The following is a 15,744-nucleotide window of genomic DNA, read 5'->3' on the forward strand; positions in this document are numbered from 1 at the left end:
GAACCGGCCGGCAATGGTCGGCCTTTTGCGGTTCAGAGGCCGATGATATCGCCTAACAGCCGGAGGGTGGAGCCGGAAAGGGCGATCGGCGCGAACAACACGGATAGACACAGGCACGGCCCGCGCTTGCCCGCGATCGGCCGATGGTCCAGCGTTTCGTCCGCGACCGAGACATCACCCTCGCTGAAATTGCCGCGATGATCATGAAACTCGCCTTCGAGGACCAATGTCAGTTCAAGCCCGTGATGGCCGTGCTGGGGGAGTGCCCTTCCGGCACGCACCCATAGGAGACTCGTTTCGACATCCTCCGACTTTTCGATGACGTGATGACGCAGGCCCGGGAGTTTCGTTTTCCATCGGATGTCGGCGAGGTCCTTGCCCGCATAGGCCCGCAGCGATGCGGGAAACCTCGATTTTGCGGCGATCCTGGATTCGGGCTCCGGCGGCGCCGCGGAGGCGAATATCTCGTTCAGACGACGCTCCCGTACGGACAATGCCATAGGTGGAACAGCGCTCAGGGCCTCCCCTGCGAACCCCTCCATCACTCCCGCAAGCCTGGCTGCCGAAAGCTGCATTTCCAGATGCGAGCCAACGAGAACATGAGCCGGCTCAGGAAGTGAGCCGGACACGTAATGCGCGATCAGAAGATCCAGCCGTTCGCGGTTCTGCAGCATGTCCAAATGCCAGTTTATGCATGAAATCCGGTCAAAGCGCGGTCAATTCATCGCGCTGCCCGGATCCGTATCTGCTTCAACTGCATGTCTATACGTCTGGAGAGAAATTTGGATTACCACTTCCGATATAATGAAGGCGATTTTTTTAACGGCACGTCGATACATTAGAAGACTGTGCTCCCGGCGTTATCCCGGCCGCTCCCCGCAATTTGAATCCGGCTGCGGAAAGATGGATTTTACCGGGGCCAACCCTTTCCGGAAACAGAATTTCTTGCCCTCCGGTCCTTGTCCGCCGAAAAGACCCTGTTTACATGTGCGATGAACAAGAAGGCACCCCGATGACCTCCCATTCCTCAGTACTCGACGTGATCGGCAACACGCCCCTCATCCGGCTGAACGGCGCTTCCGAAGCGACCGGCTGCGAAATCCTGGGCAAGGCGGAGTTCCTGAACCCCGGCCAGTCCGTCAAGGACCGCGCCGCGCTCTACATCATCCGCGACGCCGAGAAGAAGGGCCTGCTGCGCCCCGGCGGCGTCATCGTCGAAGGCACCGCCGGCAATACCGGCATCGGGCTCACCCTGGTCGCCAAGGCGCTCGGCTACCGCACCGTCATCGTCATCCCGGAAACCCAGAGCCAGGAAAAGAAGGACGCGCTGAAACTGCTCGGCGCCGAACTGGTCGAGGTTCCCGCCGTTCCCTACAAGAACCCGAACAACTACGTGAAGATCTCGGGCCGGCTTGCCGAAGAGCTTGCGAAGACCGAGCCTGCCGGCGCGATCTGGGCGAACCAGTTCGACAACGTCGCCAACCGGGAAGCGCATATCCAGACCACGGCGCCGGAGATCTTCGAACAGACCGGCGGCAAGGTCGACGGTTTCATCTGCGCGGTCGGCTCCGGCGGCACGCTTGCCGGCGTCGCCATGGGGCTGAAGGCCAGGAACCCGGATATCAAGATCGGCATCGCCGATCCGGAAGGTGCCGCCCTCTACGAATTCTACGCCCATGGCGCGTTCAAGTCGGAAGGTAATTCGATCACCGAAGGCATCGGCCAGGGCCGCATCACCGCCAATCTCGAAGGTTTTACGCCGGACTTCGCCTACCAGATCCCGGATGCGGAAGCGTTGCCCTATATTTTCGATCTCGTCGAGCATGAGGGCCTGTGCCTCGGCGGCTCGACCGGCATCAATATCGCCGGCGCCGTCCGGCTTGCGAAGGATCTGGGCCCCGGCCACACGATCGTGACCGTGCTCTGCGACTACGGCAACCGCTACCAGTCAAAACTGTTCAACCCGGATTTCCTGAAGTCGAAGGGCCTGCCGGTGCCGGTATGGCTGACCCAGAAGCGGCAGATCGACATTCCCTTCCAGACGGCCTGACACTTTCAAGAGCAGAGCGACTTATGCCCGTTGAAGCCCTCTATCGCGACGATTTCTATCTATCGACGGCCGAAGCGGTGGTGACGGCCGTCCACGAGGACGGCGGGATCGAGCTGGATCGCACCTGTTTTTATGCGGCATCCGGCGGCCAGCCGGGTGATACCGGCTTTCTCGAACGGGCCGACGGAACCCGCATCGAGCTCGGCCAGACCAGGCATGGCGCGACCAAGGACATCGTCATCCATGTGCCGCTGGAAGGCCAGCCGCAGCCGCTGGTCGGCGAAAACCTGGTCCTGCATATCGACTGGCAGCGCCGCTACAGGCTGATGCGCATGCACACCGCCTGTCATCTCCTCTCCGTCGTCTGCCAGTATCCGATCACCGGCGCCGCCGTCGGCGAAGACGAGTCGCGCGTCGATTTCGACATGGCCGAGACGATCGACAAGGACGACGTAACCGCCAAGCTGATGGAATTGGTCGGCCAGAACCATCCCGTCTATGTGCAGTGGATCACCGACGAGGAGCTTGCCGCCAATCCGGGCATCGTCAAGTCGAAGAACGTCCGCCCGCCGATCGGTCTCGGGCGCGTCAGCCTTGTCTGCATCGGCGAAAATTCCAGCGTTGACAGCCAGCCCTGCGGCGGCACACATGTCTCCGAAACGCAGGAGGTCGGGGCGATTCATATCGCCAAGATCGAGAAGAAGGGCAAGGAAAACCGCCGTTTCCGCATCCGGTTCGGCGAGCCCGGCGCAGAGGCCTGACAGCAGGTCCAAAGGAGATTTGACATGAGTGAAACCAGCCGTTTCGTCGTTTCGTCCGAGTGGCTTCACAACGAGCTCGGCAGTCCCGACCTCAAGATCCTCGACGCCTCCTTCTACCTGCCGGCGCAGAACCGCGATGCCGACGCCGAATATGCGGCCGGGCATATACCGGGCGCGATCCGCTTCGACCACGACAAGGTCGCCGATCATTCGACCGGCCTGCCGCACATGGTGCCGGCGCCGGACGTGTTCGCCGAAGCGGTCGGCCGGATGGGCATCCGCGAGAACGACCGGATCGTCATCTATGACGGTCCCGGCATCTTTTCGTCGCCGCGCGGCTGGTGGCTGTTCCGGATCATGGGCGCGGGCCAAGTCTTCGTGCTCGACGGCGGCATCGACGGCTGGAAGGCCGAAGGCCGGCCGCTCGAAACCACCGTCCCCTCGCCCGAACCCGTCACCTTCACCCCGAATTTCCGGGTCGACAAGGTGATCGACTTCCAGACGATGCTGTCGATCGTCAGCGACGGCACGCGCCAGATCGCCGATGCGCGGCCGGCCGGCCGTTTCGCCGGCACCGATCCCGAGCCCCGCGCCGGCATGCGCTCGGGCCATATGCCGGGCGCCGCCAGCCTTCCGTCGGGTACGTTCTCGGTCAACGGCAAGCTGCGTTCGCTGCCGGAGCTGCAAAAGGCGATCGAGGATGCCGGCATCGATTTCGGCCGGCCGGTGGTGACGAGCTGCGGCTCCGGCATCACGGCCGCCATCATCACGCTGGCGCTCGAATCGCTTGGCCATGAGGACAACGCACTTTACGATGGCTCCTGGACCGAATGGGGCAGCCGCCAGGATACGCCCGTCGTCACCGGCCCGCCCTCGCCGAAAGCGGCGTGAGCGCCATGGCCAAGAAGCCGGCTCCACTGAAAGCCCATGTCACCAGCCTGGAAATGACCGCACCGCCGAAGGCAAGCCTGCCGGTGCCGGTCAACATCCAGACGGCGATCATCCGCGCGCCGGAAATCCCGCTTCACTATTACCGCTATCTCTATCGGCAGGTGGGAAAACGCTGGCACTGGTACAAGCGGCTGCGCATGAGCGACGAGGAACTTGCCGCGACGCTCCACAACCCGCGCACCTCCGTCACCGTGCTTTACGTCAACGGCGCGCCGGCGGGTTTCTTCGAGCTGTTCAAGGAAAGCGACGACATTATCGAGCTCTCTTATTTCGGGCTGTTCGAACGGGCAATCGGGCTCGGCATCGGCAAATGGTTCCTGCTGCAGGCGCTTTACGCTGCCTGGCAGGACAATCCGCAGAAGGTGACCGTCACCACCAATACGCTTGACCACCCGCGCGCCCTGCAGCTCTACCAGATGATGGGTTTTTCCCCTGTCTCGACCTATGAGGCTCTGGTCCCGCCGATGACGGATGCCGAGCTCCTGAAAGCGCTTGGCGGCTGATGTCCGTCGCCTTCGCCGGCTGATCCAGCCCGTGCCAACCTGATACGCCCGCCGCCACAGACCGTTGTTACGGTGCCGCTTGTGTAACGGATTCCATATTCCTGACCAGCGGCAAGTATCGGGTGGCGGGACAGCTCCCGCAGGCGCATCTCTTGTTCGACACGCACAGGAGAGCCCGATGACCATTTCCTTCACCGCCATGCCCGCCGCAGATGCCGAACACCTCTGGGACGGTGGCGCCGATGCCTACGGCCGCCAGCCGGAAACCAAGACCTCCGACGGCCCCGGTCATCCCTGCCGCCATTGCCTCAGGAATATCGATGCCGGCGAGGAATTGCTGGTTCTGGCCTACCGCCCCTTCCCAGATCTGCAGCCCTATGCGGAAACCGGGCCGATCTTCCTGCACAAGCAGCCCTGCCGACGGTATGCCGCCGAGGAGATCATGCCGCCCATGCTATCGAGCACCGATTACATCGTTCGCGGCTACGGTCATGACGACCGGATCGTCTATGGCAGCGGCGCGGTAACGCCGACAGAAAGGATCGCCACGCGGGCCGAGGAGCTGCTCGCCCGCGGCGACATCGCCTATGTGCATGTCCGCTCGGCCCGCAACAATTGCTACCAGTGCCGGATCGACAAGGTCGATGTTCCAGCATTCGCGGATGCTGCTCTGGCCATCTGAAACGCGAAGGCGCACCGTTCTAGCGAATCGGCGCGCCATCACATTTGCTCCCGGGCCTGCTCAAGCCTCAGTTCTGGGTATTGTCGCCCTGCTCGTCCTCGTCGTCGCGTTCGAGATTTTCGGCGAAATCGAGCAGTTGCCTGACGATCTCGCCGCCCTTCTTTTCATCACCCTCGAGCTTGCGGGCGATCACCTCGCGAAGGTTGAGCATGGCGGCATCAACGCTGCGCGGCAGTGACGGGCCGGTTTCGCGGCCGCGCTCGTGGCGTTCCTGCCGCTGCTTGATGCGCTCGGCGAGCTGCGACAGCCGGTCGAGGATGGTCGCGGCAAAGCTGCGGTTCTCGTCGAGATATTTGCGGCCTTCGTCGGTGATCGCATAACGCTTCTTGTTGCCGTCCGCCTCAGCGACGACGTAACCCGCCTCTTCGAGATAGGTCAGCGTCGGGTAGATGACGCCGGGGCTCGGCGCGTAGAAGCCGTAGGTGAGATCCTCGATATGCTTGATGATCTCGTAGCCGTGGCGTGGCTCCTTTTCGATCAGCGCCAGTACGACAAGGCGCAGGTCGCCCTGCATCAGAAAGCGGCCGATACGGCCGTCGCCCTCGTCGCCGAAACCGCGGCCGCCGCCGGGACCACCCCGGCCGCCACGTCCGAATCCCCCGCCAAACGGACCGCCGCGTGCGGCGAAAAATTCCTCGAAGCCTTTGCGCTCGCCGCGATCGCCGCAGCCATTTCTTCCATCGAACCTGTGTTTGAACATTACTTGTCTCCTCAGACTGTCTTTCGATATATCTAAAGATAGCGAGCCTTGAATTTTCGTCAATGACTTAGATATATCTAAATCATATCTGATTGATTTTGAACATAGAAAAACGCCGGACGCGATGCGCCCGGCGTCTTTCCAGCCCCAAACGGATGGCTCAGCGGCCGTCAGCTTCTCCGGTCACGCGACGCTGAGCAGGCTTTCCGGCGCGAACGCCTCATAGCCCAGAGCTTCCGCGACCGGCTTGTTGGTGACGCGGCCCCTGTGGACGTTGAGGCCGTTGCGCAGATGCCGGTCTTCGGCGATTGCCCGCAGGCCACGGTCGGCCAGTGCCAGACCATGCTGCAGCGTCGCATTGTTGAGCGCATGCGCAGATGTCACCGGCACGGCGCCCGGCATGTTGGCCACGCAATAATGCACGATGCCGTCGACCTCGTAGGTCGGCTCGGAATGGGTCGTTGCATGCGAGGTCTCGAAGCAGCCGCCCTGGTCGATCGCGACATCGACCATGACCGCGCCCTGCTTCATGCCCGACAGCATTTCGCGGCTGACCAGTTTTGGCGCGGCAGCGCCCGGAATGAGGACAGCGCCGATGATGAGGTCGGCGGAAAAGACTTCCTCTTCCACTGCGTCGATCGTCGAATAGCGGGTGTGGACGCGGCCGTTGAAGATATCGTCGAGCTGGCGCAGGCGCGGCAGCGACCGGTCGATGATCGAGACGTCGGCGCCGAGGCCGGCTGCCATGCGGGCCGCATGCAGGCCGACGACGCCGCCGCCGATGACGGCGACCTTGGCCGGCAGCACGCCCGGCACGCCGCCGAGCAGGATGCCGCGGCCGCCATTCGCCTTCTGCAGCGCGGTCGCGCCCGCCTGGATCGCCAGACGTCCGGCGACTTCCGACATCGGAGCCAATAGCGGCAGGCCACCGCGCTCGTCGGTCACGGTTTCGTAGGCGATGGCGGTGACGCCGGAGGCGAGCAGACCCTTGGTCTGTTCCGGATCGGGCGCGAGATGGAGATAGGTATAGAGAAGCTGGCCGTCGCGGAGCTGCGCCCATTCGGAGGGCTGCGGTTCCTTGACCTTGACGACCATGTCGGATTTTTCGAAGATTTCCTTGGCCGAACCGACGATCCTGGCCCCGGCTGCCGCATAGGCGCCGTCATCTGCGCCGATGCCGGCGCCGGCCTTGGTTTCGATCAGCACTTCGTGGCCATGGGCCACGTATTCACGTACCGCGCCGGGGGTAAGCCCCACGCGATATTCATGGTTTTTGATTTCCTTCGGGCATCCGACACGCATCCAGCGTTCCTCTCAAGTTGTGGCTTTCGCCGTTGATGTTCCCGGCTAAAAGCAAACCAGAGAATCGCGCGAATGTCCTTGCGAAGACGAATTGCGGAATATCGTATTTTCGCAGATAATTGCCTGAATGACGATTTTTTCGAAGGATCTGCAAATGAGTGCATTGGATGCCATTGATCTTGCGATCATGCGGACATTGCAGCAGCAGGGCCGCATCTCCAATGCGGAGCTTGCCGAGCGGGTCGGGCTGTCGCCGTCGGCCTGTTCGCGGCGGCTCGACATCCTCGAAAAAAGCGGCACGATCAGCGGCTACCACGCCCGCCTTTCCAACAAGGCGCTCGACTACAAGATGATGGTGATCGTCCACATCTCGCTATCCGGCCAGTTCGCCAAGACGCTCACTGAATTCGAGGCGGCGGTGAAGCTCTGTCCCAACGTGCTGGTCTGTTACCTGATGTCCGGCGAATACGACTATATCCTGCGGGTCGCGGCCAAGGATCTCGAGGATTACGAGCGCATCCATCGCGACTGGCTGTCGGCGCTGCCGCATGTGGTGAAGATCAATTCGAGCTTTGCGCTGCGAGAAATCATCGACAAGCCGAATGTAGGATTATGAAATGTCGGGCTATGAAATGCCGATGAGGATGGCGCCTGCCGCGACCACGATGCAGGCGGCGATGCGTTTCGTGGACAGGCTCTCTCCGAGAAACGCCCAGCCGATCAGCACCGCGAACACGACGCTGGTTTCCCGCAGCGCCGAAACCGGCCCGGCCGGCGCCATCGAATAGGCGACCAGCACCGCGCCATAGGAGACGAGCGAAACCAGCCCTCCGCCGACCGCCTTCATCGTTTCGCGGGACCGAGGATCGACCCGCAGTCCCCCGCGCATCACCGTGAAGGCGGCCAGGAGCAGGATGCCGGGCAGCACGAAGACCCAGCTGATATAGGCGCTCGTATTGCCGGACAGTCGTATGCCGGCAGCGTCGACGGTCGAATAACCGGCAATCGAAACGCCGGTCGCCAGCGCGTAGAGCATCGAACCGGTGGAGGCTTTGCCCTTGCCGAGGGCGAGAAGCATGATGCCCAGAACCACGCAACATATGCCGACCATCGAGAGCGGCAGCGGCAGTTCCCTCGCGAAGACCACCCCTGCCAGCGTCACCAGCAGCGGCGCGCTGCCGCGGATGATCGGATAGACCTGCCCCAGCTCCCCATGCCGATAGGCGGCGACCAGCAGCAGGCTGTAGATCAGCTGGAAGACGGCGGAACCGACCAGATAGGGCCAGGCTTCGGCGGCCGGCAGCGGCAGGATCAACGCCACCGGCAAGGCGGCAACCGTCATCGCCAGCGCCATGATCGTCATCGTCCAGAAACGGTCGGCGCCGGAGCGCAGGAATGCGTTCCAGCAGGCATGCAGCACGGCTGCAAAGAGAGCGAGCAGGACGACGGATGTGCTCATGTGCGGCGGCCCGCGGCGATGATATCCGATGCCGCCCTGCGTGCCGCGTCGATGGCTTTGCCACCCTGCCCCATCTCGGCCATCAAGGTGGCTCCCTCGATGAGCATCAGGATTGCGGTGGACGCCGTTTCGGCTTCGGCAGCGGACATCAGCTTCGCCAGAATGTCCGCCATGCGGCGCCGGAGGCTCTCCTTCTGCCTGACGGAGGCTTCGAAGACGGGATGGCCAGGCGAGCCGTATTCGGCCAGCGCATGGGCAAACAGGCAGCCGTTGAAATCTGCCCGATCGAACCAGCGCCCATACCACCCGATGATATCGTCGATCATCCCTTCCGGCTGTTTCGACAATGCGGCCATTCGGTCGAGTTGCTCTTCGAAACGCCGGAACCGCTCCTCAAGGACTTCGACGATCAAGCCCTCCTTGGATGGGAAATGGCGGTACATGGTCATCTTGGCCACCTGAGCCTCGGCGATGATCCGGTCGATGCCGGTCGCGTGAAAGCCGTCCTGCCTGAACAGCCGGTAAGCCGTTTCGACAATATGCTGCCGCTTGGAGGAAGCTTTCGGGGTGTGCTCGGGTGACACGCGATATGCCATTGTGATGAGACAGGTCTGTCTCATCATTGATGACATTGCGTCCAACCGTCAAGTCACTGCCCTCCGGAAGCTTCAGCGTCAGGAGATTCGGATCATCGGTAGATTTTTATGGATCGACCTAAGCGGACTTCAACAGGTCTTCCCTATCAGTGGGAAGAACAGAGGAAACAACGAGGGCCATTCGCATGACGACTACCGCTACAGGACGCATGAAGACCCGCAGCGCCCAAAGAAAGAAGACCCGTATCCTGGGTACGGTCAAGTATTTCAACCAGGCGGTCCAAGGTCGCGTTACCGATCTCTCGGCAACCGGCATGGCGCTCGATCTGGGCGGACGCACGCTGCATGCGGCAGACGGCAGCCCGGTGCGGGTCGAAAGCGAGGAGCTCGGGATCCTGGAAGGCACCGTCAAATGGCGGCGCAGCGGCCGGCTCGGCGTTCAGTTCAGCATCAACAGCAACGCGCTGGCGCAGGTCTCGTCCTATTTCCGTTTCTTCCACAAAGAAATTCCGGCCTCGCGCTGAGGCCGGCCGCGCTCAACTTGGCTTCCATGCGAGATTCAACTTATTCGCGCTCCACGAATCACCACCAAGCACAAATAGAAACGTTGTAAAGACGGCAAAGAGCTAAAATATCAAGCGTCGATTGGCGTTTACCAGTTATTTACTACTTGCCGTTGAATTGATAAGTGATAAAGTCCTAATCTATTCAGAGCAAGCGAAACTAAAGACCGTCCTCGTCAAGAGTAGCGGCTGTTCAAGCGTCCCCGTTTTTCCGGCCTGCATTGTGCTGACAGCCACAGCACGCAGGCAAACCAAGGATGCTTAGATGGTTGCTGTTCCCTTTACTTTGCCTTCTCCGACATCGCGGACGGCGCGCCTGCTGGTTACCCTTGTCACGTGGCTCGCAATCCTGCTTCTGGCGCTGGGCGGCTTTCTGGTAGCGGCCGACGGGGCGGTCGATACTCTGGGCGAGCCGATCCTCCTTCTGGTGCTTGCCGCGGCTTCGTTCGCGGCGTCGATCTGGGCGAAGCGAAGGATACAGCGCGATATCGATGCGAAACTCTATCGGCTTGAAAGGTTCACGCAGGCGTTCGGGCAGACCCAGGGCACTCTGCGCAGCCTTGACGGCAGGATCGTATTCTGGGGGATCGGCGCGGAACGCCTCTACGGTTATTCGGAAAAAGAGGCCCTGGGCAAAAACGCGCTCGACCTGCTGCAGACCCGCTGCCCGCTCTCCCCCGATGAAATCAACGCGATCCTCGTTCGCGACGGCGAATGGCAGGGTGAACTCACGCGCCGCCACAAGGACGGCCGCGAGATCCACATCATCAGCAAATGGTCGCTGAACCGCGGCGAAGCCGGGGAGCCGGAGGTGGCGATCGAGGTGAGCAGCGACATCACGTCGATCAAGCTCGCCGAACGGGAACTCCACCAGACCAACGCCCTGCTGCGGGCCATTCTGGAGACTGCGCCCGGACTGATCTACGCCAAGGACCTGCAGGGCCGTATCATCCTCGCCAATGTCTCGACCCTGGATCTGATCGGCAGGCCCTGGTCCGAGGTCGAAGGGCGCACCGACCTGGAATTCCTCGACAGCAAAACCCAGGCCGAACTGGTGATGGCCAACGACCGCCGGATCATGGATCAGGCGAAAACCGAAGAATTCGAGGAGATCATCAGCCGCGAGGGCCGCCATCCGCGGGTCTGGTCGTCGACCAAAGCGCCGTTGCGCGATGCCGACGGCAAAGTTATCGGCCTGGTCGGCGTCTCGGTCGAGATCACCGAGCGGAAACGGATCGAAGACCGGCTGCAGCTCATGGTCAACGAGCTGAACCACCGGGTCAAGAACACGCTCGCGACCGTACAGGCCATCGCCTCCCAGACGCTCAGGGGCGGCGATCCGATCGTGCGGCAGAATCTGGAACGACGCCTCATGGCACTCGCCGCCGCCCACGACGTCCTTACCCGCGAAAAATGGGAGGGGGCTAGTATCGACGACGTGGTCACCGGAGCGCTGGCGCCCTTCGGCGACGGCGGAGACTACCGCTTCACGGTGTCCGGCCCTTCGCTGCGGCTGCTGCCGCGGGCCGCACTCGCGCTTGCCATGGGCCTGCACGAACTGACGACCAACGCCTTGAAATATGGCGCGCTCTCGACCCTTGCCGGCCAGGTCGCGATCAACTGGCAGATCGTCGAGGGTGCCAGCCCGGCGCTGCGGCTGACATGGACGGAAAGCGGCGGACCGCCGGTCATCGCGCCATTAAGACGAGGGTTCGGCGTCAGGCTGATCGAGCGGAGCCTTGCCCAGGATCTGGGCGGCAAGGCATCGGTGATTTTCGACCAGCCTTCGGGGATCATCGGCACGATCGAAGCGCCGCTTGCGGATGTCGCCGTCTCCGCCGAGGTGACGCCGTTGCTGCAAGCAGGTGCAAGGTGAACGACGCCCAGATCTTCGTCGGCATACGCGTTCTCATCATCGAAGACGAAGCCCTCGTTTCGATGATGCTTGAAGAATTTCTGGAGCAGATCGGGTGCAGGATGATGGGGACGGCCTCGCGGCTCGACGATGCGATCGTCAAGGCCCGGTCGCTTGCCCTGGACATGGCCCTGGTCGATGTGAACCTTGCCGGTGAAGCCAGCTTTCCGGTCGCCGAGATCCTGACTGCGCGGGACATTCCGTTCGTTTTCGTGACCGGATACGGACCGTCCGGCGTGCCCGCCGACATGCGCCATATCCCCATTCTTCCCAAACCGTTCCAGATGGCGCAGCTTGTCGAAGCGATGCGAATGGCGGCCTATTGATCCCGGGTCTTCGCCCTTCCCCCGGCCGGCATCGGGGATAAAGGCGGCGATTGCACGTCCCTATCCTCCTCCTTCAGAATCCGCTTGGAGTTACATTCGGCGCGCGTCAATATGGCGCCGAATTGTCGTTCACCCGTCCGTTCTCAGGAGGCTGCCCATGTCGTCGCTCAACGATCTTCACCCGATCACCCGCCGTTCGCTGCTTGCAGGCGTCGCCGCCTCGTCGGCGCTGGTGATTCTGCACCCGTTCGCCGCGCGTGCCGCCGGCAACCAGGCGCATCTGCGCATCATGGAAACGACCGATATCCATGTCCACGTCTTCCCTTACGACTATTACGCCGACAAGCCGAACGACACGCTCGGCCTTGCCCGCACCGCCTCGATCATCGATGCGATCCGCGCCGAAGCCGGCAATTCGATGCTGATCGACAATGGCGACTTCCTGCAGGGCAATCCGATGGGCGACTACATGGCCTATGAGCGCGGCATGAAGGAGGGCGACAAGCACCCGGTCATCAAGGCGATGAACGTGCTCGGCTACGATGCGGGCACGCTCGGCAACCACGAATTCAACTACGGCCTCGACTTCCTGTTCAAGGTTCTTGCCGGTTCCGGCTTCCCCTATACCTGCGCCAACCTCACCAAGGGTAAGCTCGCCTCCGACCCGAAGAAGGACGAGCTTTTCCTGAAACCCTATGTGATCGTCGAGAAGAAGATCAAGGACGGCTCGGGCGCCGAAAGCCCGATCAAGGTCGGCTTCATCGGCTTCGTGCCGCCGCAGATCATGACCTGGGATGCGAAGAACCTCGAAGGCAAGGCCCAGACCCGCGACATCGTCGAGGCCGCCAAGGCCTGGGTGCCGGTCATGAAGGAGGAAGGCGCCGACGTCGTCATCGCGCTTTCCCATTCGGGCATCGACGGCGGAAGCCAGAGCGACCTCATGGAAAACGCGTCGCTTTATCTCGCCGGCGTTCCGGGTATCGACGCGATCTTCACCGGCCACCAGCATCTGGTTTTCCCGAACAGCAAGGATTTCGACGGGGTCAAGGGTGCCGATACCAAGAAGGGCACGCTGCAGGGCAAGCCCGCCGTCATGGGCGGTTTCTGGGGCTCGCATATGGGCCTGATCGACCTGCTCGTCGAAAAGGACGGCAAGGGGTGGAAAGTCGTGGACTTCACTTCGGAAGCCAGGCCGATCTACCACCGCGACGACGCCAAGAAGATCGTCGCCGACGTCAAGGACAAGCCGGAAATCATCGCCGCGGCCAAGGAGGAGCATGAGGCGACCCTCGCCTATGTCCGCCGCGCCGTCGGCAAGAGCTCGGCGCCGCTCTATTCCTATTTCGCGCTGGTCGCCGACGATCCGTCGGTGCAGATCGTCTCCAATGCCCAGACCTGGTACATCAAGGAGATGCTGAAGGAAGGCCAGTACAAGGACCTCCCGGTCCTTTCGGCCGCCGCCCCCTTCAAGGCCGGCGGCCGCGGCGGCGCGGAATATTACACCGACGTTCCGGCGGGCAATATCGCCATCAAGAACGTCGCCGACCTCTATCTCTACCCGAACACCGTGCAGGCGGTGCTGATCACGGGTGCGCAGGTCAAGAACTGGCTGGAAATGTCGGCCGGCATGTTCAATCAGGTCGCGGTCGGCGCCAAGGACGCGCCGCTGCTCAACAATGATTTCCCATCCTACAATTACGACGTCATCGACGGCGTCACCTACCAGATCGACCTGTCGCAGCCGACGCGCTTCGACAAGGACGGCAAGCTCATCAATGCCAATTCCAACCGCATCGTCGATCTCAAGTACAACGGCAAGCCGATCGATCCGGCGCAGAAATTCGTCGTGGCGACCAACAACTACCGCGCCGGCGGCGGCGGCAAGTTCCCGGAGATCGCCGGCGACAAGGTGATCTTCGTCGCTCCCGACACCAACCGCGACGTGATCGTGCGCTATATCGTCGACCAGGGCACGATCAACCCGTCGGCCGATGCCAACTGGTCGTTCAAGCCGCTGCCCGGCACCAGCGCGATCTTTGAAACCGGCCCCAAGGCACGCCATTTCGCGGGCGAGATCAAGGGCGCCAAGATCGAGGATGCCGGCGACGGCGAGAACGGTTTCGCAAAATTCCGGCTGGTGCTTTAAGCACCGACGTACCTTCCGGCGATATCGGGCCGGCGATATCTGGCCGGCGATAATTGGCCGGCGATATTTGGACGGCAGCCTCGGCTGCCGTCTTTCTTTTCAAGCGCATGAGGCAAGGCAATGCCAAAATCCCTGTTCCAGCAAGTCGATGTCTTCTCCAGCCGGCCGATGGGCGGTAATCCGCTTGCAGTGGTGATCGGCGCCGATGGATTGAGCGACGCGCAGATGCAGTCTTTCGCCAACTGGACCAATCTCAGCGAAACGACCTTTCTGCTCGAGCCGACCGATCCGATGGCCAGCTACCGGGTCAGGATTTTCACACCGTCGCAGGAACTGCCTTTCGCTGGTCACCCGACCCTCGGCAGTGCCCATGTCTGGCTCTCGCAGCAACAGGCGTCACCGACCGAAGACATTGTGCAGGAATGCGGCGCAGGCCTTGTCCGCATCCGCCGCGACGGCAACCGGCTTGCGTTTGCGGCGCCGCCGCTCAGGCGCAGCGGCCCGGTGGATCCGGCGCTGGTCGAACGGATCGCCAAGGCGCTCAGCCTGCCCGCCAACCTGATCGAGGATTCCAACTGGTGCGACAACGGCCCGGACTGGATCGGCGTGCGCCTGCCCTCCCGCGCCGATGTGCTGGCGGTCAAGCCGGACTATTCCGCTCTCACCGGCACCCGCGTCGGGCTCGTCGGGCGCTTCAATCCCGATCTCGACGGGAAGGACGCGCAATTCGAGGTGCGTGCCTTTACTCGCAACGGCTATGAGGATCCGGTCACCGGCAGTCTCAACGCCGGCCTTGCCCAATGGCTGATCGGATCGGGTGCTGCGCCGGAAAGCTATGTTGTGGCGCAGGGCACCGTGCTTGGCCGCGCTGGCCGGGTGTATGTCGACAAGGTCGGCGACGATATCTGGATCGGCGGAGAGGTCACCGACTGCATCGAGGGCACGGTCACTCTCTGACGCAGCCGGCGGCCGTGGCGCATTAAGCCGCCTCGGCCTTCTGCCCGATCCGCGACAGAAGCAGCTTGAGCTCCGCCGGCGGTTTCTGTTCGATGCGGCGGTACTCCCGGCCATCGCGGGTACGCTGGACGAGACGGGAATCGAAGAGATCGCGACGCAGCATCGCGGCATCGCCGAAGAGATGCAGCGTATTCAGAAGCTCGCTGATCTGGCGCTCGGTGAACTCCCGGCCCGCCGGGATCTTCGACCACAGGAACCAGAGGCAGATTTCCTGCTGCCCGCGCTTGCCGGGCCAGCGGACCAGCCGGCCCTGCCCGTCGAAATGGCGGGCGGTTTTCAGCACCCGGTCTTCATCGGGAGCCGGCTCATCGTCCAGCACAGGGCGCCATTGGGCGATGACGTCGGCGGTCCTGGCGACCGCTCGAAAATGCTGGTAGTTGCGGAAACCGGCCGCCTTGGTCAGCAGATTGAGGATTTCCAGATGGCTCGGCTTGTGGTCGAGCGTGTCGATCTGTCGACGGATGGATTTGGCGAAAGCCGAAAGGTCGGCGATCTCCATGGGAAGGATGGATCTCGGCATGTCTTATCCTCAAGCGCGCCGTTCCCTCAATCGGGGTGTCGCTGGTCGCCGGCTTGTCGACTCTGGCACGGGATAAGTGCTGATCATCTTCGTCATGAGCAGGTTTAGCTTCCCTTTCGGGACGGCGACGCCTCGGTGAACTGCAGACCGTGGCGCCGTTATAGCAGAGGTTGAAACAGCGTCAACTCGCAGC

17 protein-coding genes are annotated in these 15,744 nt (G+C 62.3%); 11 read left to right on the forward strand and 6 right to left on the reverse strand.

Annotation, left to right across the window (positions count from 1 at the left end; all coding sequences use genetic code 11):
* Positions 1-32: 32 nt before the first annotated feature.
* Positions 33-674 carry a ChrR family anti-sigma-E factor gene (locus J2X76_RS21460; protein ID WP_310219310.1) on the reverse strand — a complete coding sequence of 214 codons (642 nt, stop codon included), beginning with the start codon at positions 672-674 and terminating at the stop codon, positions 33-35.
* Positions 675-1,012: 338 nt separating this feature from the next.
* On the opposite strand from J2X76_RS21460, the gene J2X76_RS21465 reads away from it, so the two are divergent.
* The 5 genes from J2X76_RS21465 (at position 1,013) to J2X76_RS21485 (ending at position 4,947) form a co-directional block, all read left to right on the forward strand.
* Positions 1,013-2,050 carry a cysteine synthase A gene (locus J2X76_RS21465; RefSeq protein WP_310219311.1) on the forward strand — a complete coding sequence of 346 codons (1,038 nt, stop codon included), beginning with the start codon at positions 1,013-1,015 and terminating at the stop codon, positions 2,048-2,050.
* A gap of 23 nt (positions 2,051-2,073) precedes the next feature.
* Positions 2,074-2,811 (forward strand): alanyl-tRNA editing protein, encoded by a 738-nt coding sequence (locus tag J2X76_RS21470; protein ID WP_310219312.1) that lies wholly within the window; start codon positions 2,074-2,076, stop codon positions 2,809-2,811.
* 24 nt (positions 2,812-2,835) lie between these two features.
* Positions 2,836-3,702, forward strand: coding sequence for a 3-mercaptopyruvate sulfurtransferase (gene sseA / locus J2X76_RS21475; protein ID WP_113128765.1), 867 nt, complete (start codon positions 2,836-2,838; stop codon positions 3,700-3,702).
* Positions 3,703-3,707: 5 nt separating this feature from the next.
* Positions 3,708-4,265 (forward strand): GNAT family N-acetyltransferase, encoded by a 558-nt coding sequence (locus J2X76_RS21480; protein ID WP_310219391.1) that lies wholly within the window; start codon positions 3,708-3,710, stop codon positions 4,263-4,265.
* 178 nt (positions 4,266-4,443) lie between these two features.
* The gene (locus tag J2X76_RS21485) at positions 4,444-4,947 is read left to right on the forward strand and encodes a DUF1203 domain-containing protein (RefSeq protein WP_310219313.1); all 504 of its coding nucleotides are present in this window, start codon (positions 4,444-4,446) and stop codon (positions 4,945-4,947) included.
* Positions 4,948-5,014: 67 nt separating this feature from the next.
* On the opposite strand, the gene J2X76_RS21490 is transcribed toward J2X76_RS21485, so the two are convergent.
* Both J2X76_RS21490 and ald read right to left on the reverse strand, forming a co-directional pair.
* Positions 5,015-5,707, reverse strand: coding sequence for a PadR family transcriptional regulator (locus tag J2X76_RS21490; RefSeq protein WP_310219314.1), 693 nt, complete (start codon positions 5,705-5,707; stop codon positions 5,015-5,017).
* A gap of 183 nt (positions 5,708-5,890) precedes the next feature.
* Positions 5,891-7,009: an alanine dehydrogenase gene (ald, locus tag J2X76_RS21495; RefSeq protein ID WP_113282979.1), complete on the reverse strand. Its 1,119-nt coding sequence runs from the start codon at positions 7,007-7,009 to the stop codon at positions 5,891-5,893.
* A 154-nt stretch (positions 7,010-7,163) separates the two neighbouring features.
* Between ald and J2X76_RS21500 the strand changes: the two genes are divergently transcribed.
* On the forward strand, positions 7,164-7,625 hold the full coding sequence (locus J2X76_RS21500) for an Lrp/AsnC family transcriptional regulator (protein ID WP_113128760.1): 462 nt from the start codon (positions 7,164-7,166) through the stop codon (positions 7,623-7,625).
* 9 nt (positions 7,626-7,634) lie between these two features.
* Here the strand turns inward: J2X76_RS21500 and J2X76_RS21505 are convergent, their stop codons facing one another.
* On the reverse strand, positions 7,635-8,468 hold the full coding sequence (locus J2X76_RS21505; protein WP_310219315.1) for a DMT family transporter: 834 nt from the start codon (positions 8,466-8,468) through the stop codon (positions 7,635-7,637).
* Complete coding sequence (locus tag J2X76_RS21510) at positions 8,465-9,064, reverse strand: TetR/AcrR family transcriptional regulator (RefSeq protein ID WP_310219392.1); 600 nt, start codon at positions 9,062-9,064, stop codon at positions 8,465-8,467. Before J2X76_RS21510 ends, J2X76_RS21505 begins: the two co-directional genes overlap by 4 nt.
* Before the next feature lie 185 nt (positions 9,065-9,249).
* Between J2X76_RS21510 and J2X76_RS21515 the strand changes: the two genes are divergently transcribed.
* The 5 genes from J2X76_RS21515 to J2X76_RS21535 all read left to right on the forward strand — a co-directional run bounded on the left by J2X76_RS21515 (position 9,250) and on the right by J2X76_RS21535 (position 14,971).
* Positions 9,250-9,588, forward strand: coding sequence for a PilZ domain-containing protein (locus J2X76_RS21515; RefSeq protein ID WP_113128757.1), 339 nt, complete (start codon positions 9,250-9,252; stop codon positions 9,586-9,588).
* 304 nt (positions 9,589-9,892) lie between these two features.
* Positions 9,893-11,503, forward strand: coding sequence for a PAS domain-containing protein (locus J2X76_RS21520; RefSeq protein ID WP_310219316.1), 1,611 nt, complete (start codon positions 9,893-9,895; stop codon positions 11,501-11,503).
* Positions 11,500-11,868 (forward strand): response regulator, encoded by a 369-nt coding sequence (locus J2X76_RS21525; RefSeq protein WP_113128755.1) that lies wholly within the window; start codon positions 11,500-11,502, stop codon positions 11,866-11,868. Before J2X76_RS21520 ends, J2X76_RS21525 begins: the two co-directional genes overlap by 4 nt.
* 157 nt (positions 11,869-12,025) lie before the next feature.
* The gene (locus tag J2X76_RS21530) at positions 12,026-14,014 is read left to right on the forward strand and encodes a bifunctional 2',3'-cyclic-nucleotide 2'-phosphodiesterase/3'-nucleotidase (RefSeq protein ID WP_310219318.1); all 1,989 of its coding nucleotides are present in this window, start codon (positions 12,026-12,028) and stop codon (positions 14,012-14,014) included.
* Positions 14,015-14,134: 120 nt separating this feature from the next.
* A complete protein-coding gene (locus tag J2X76_RS21535) occupies positions 14,135-14,971 on the forward strand; it encodes a PhzF family phenazine biosynthesis protein (RefSeq protein WP_310219319.1) in 837 nt (278 codons plus the stop codon).
* 22 nt (positions 14,972-14,993) lie between these two features.
* Here J2X76_RS21535 and J2X76_RS21540 read toward each other — a convergent pair whose 3' ends face one another.
* Complete coding sequence (locus J2X76_RS21540) at positions 14,994-15,551, reverse strand: DUF2087 domain-containing protein (protein ID WP_310219320.1); 558 nt, start codon at positions 15,549-15,551, stop codon at positions 14,994-14,996.
* Between the last annotated feature and the right edge of the window lie 193 nt (positions 15,552-15,744).

The sequence above is a fragment of the Neorhizobium sp. 2083 genome (assembly GCF_031455615.1).
In the GTDB taxonomy this organism is placed as follows: Bacteria; Pseudomonadota; Alphaproteobacteria; order Rhizobiales; family Rhizobiaceae; genus Neorhizobium.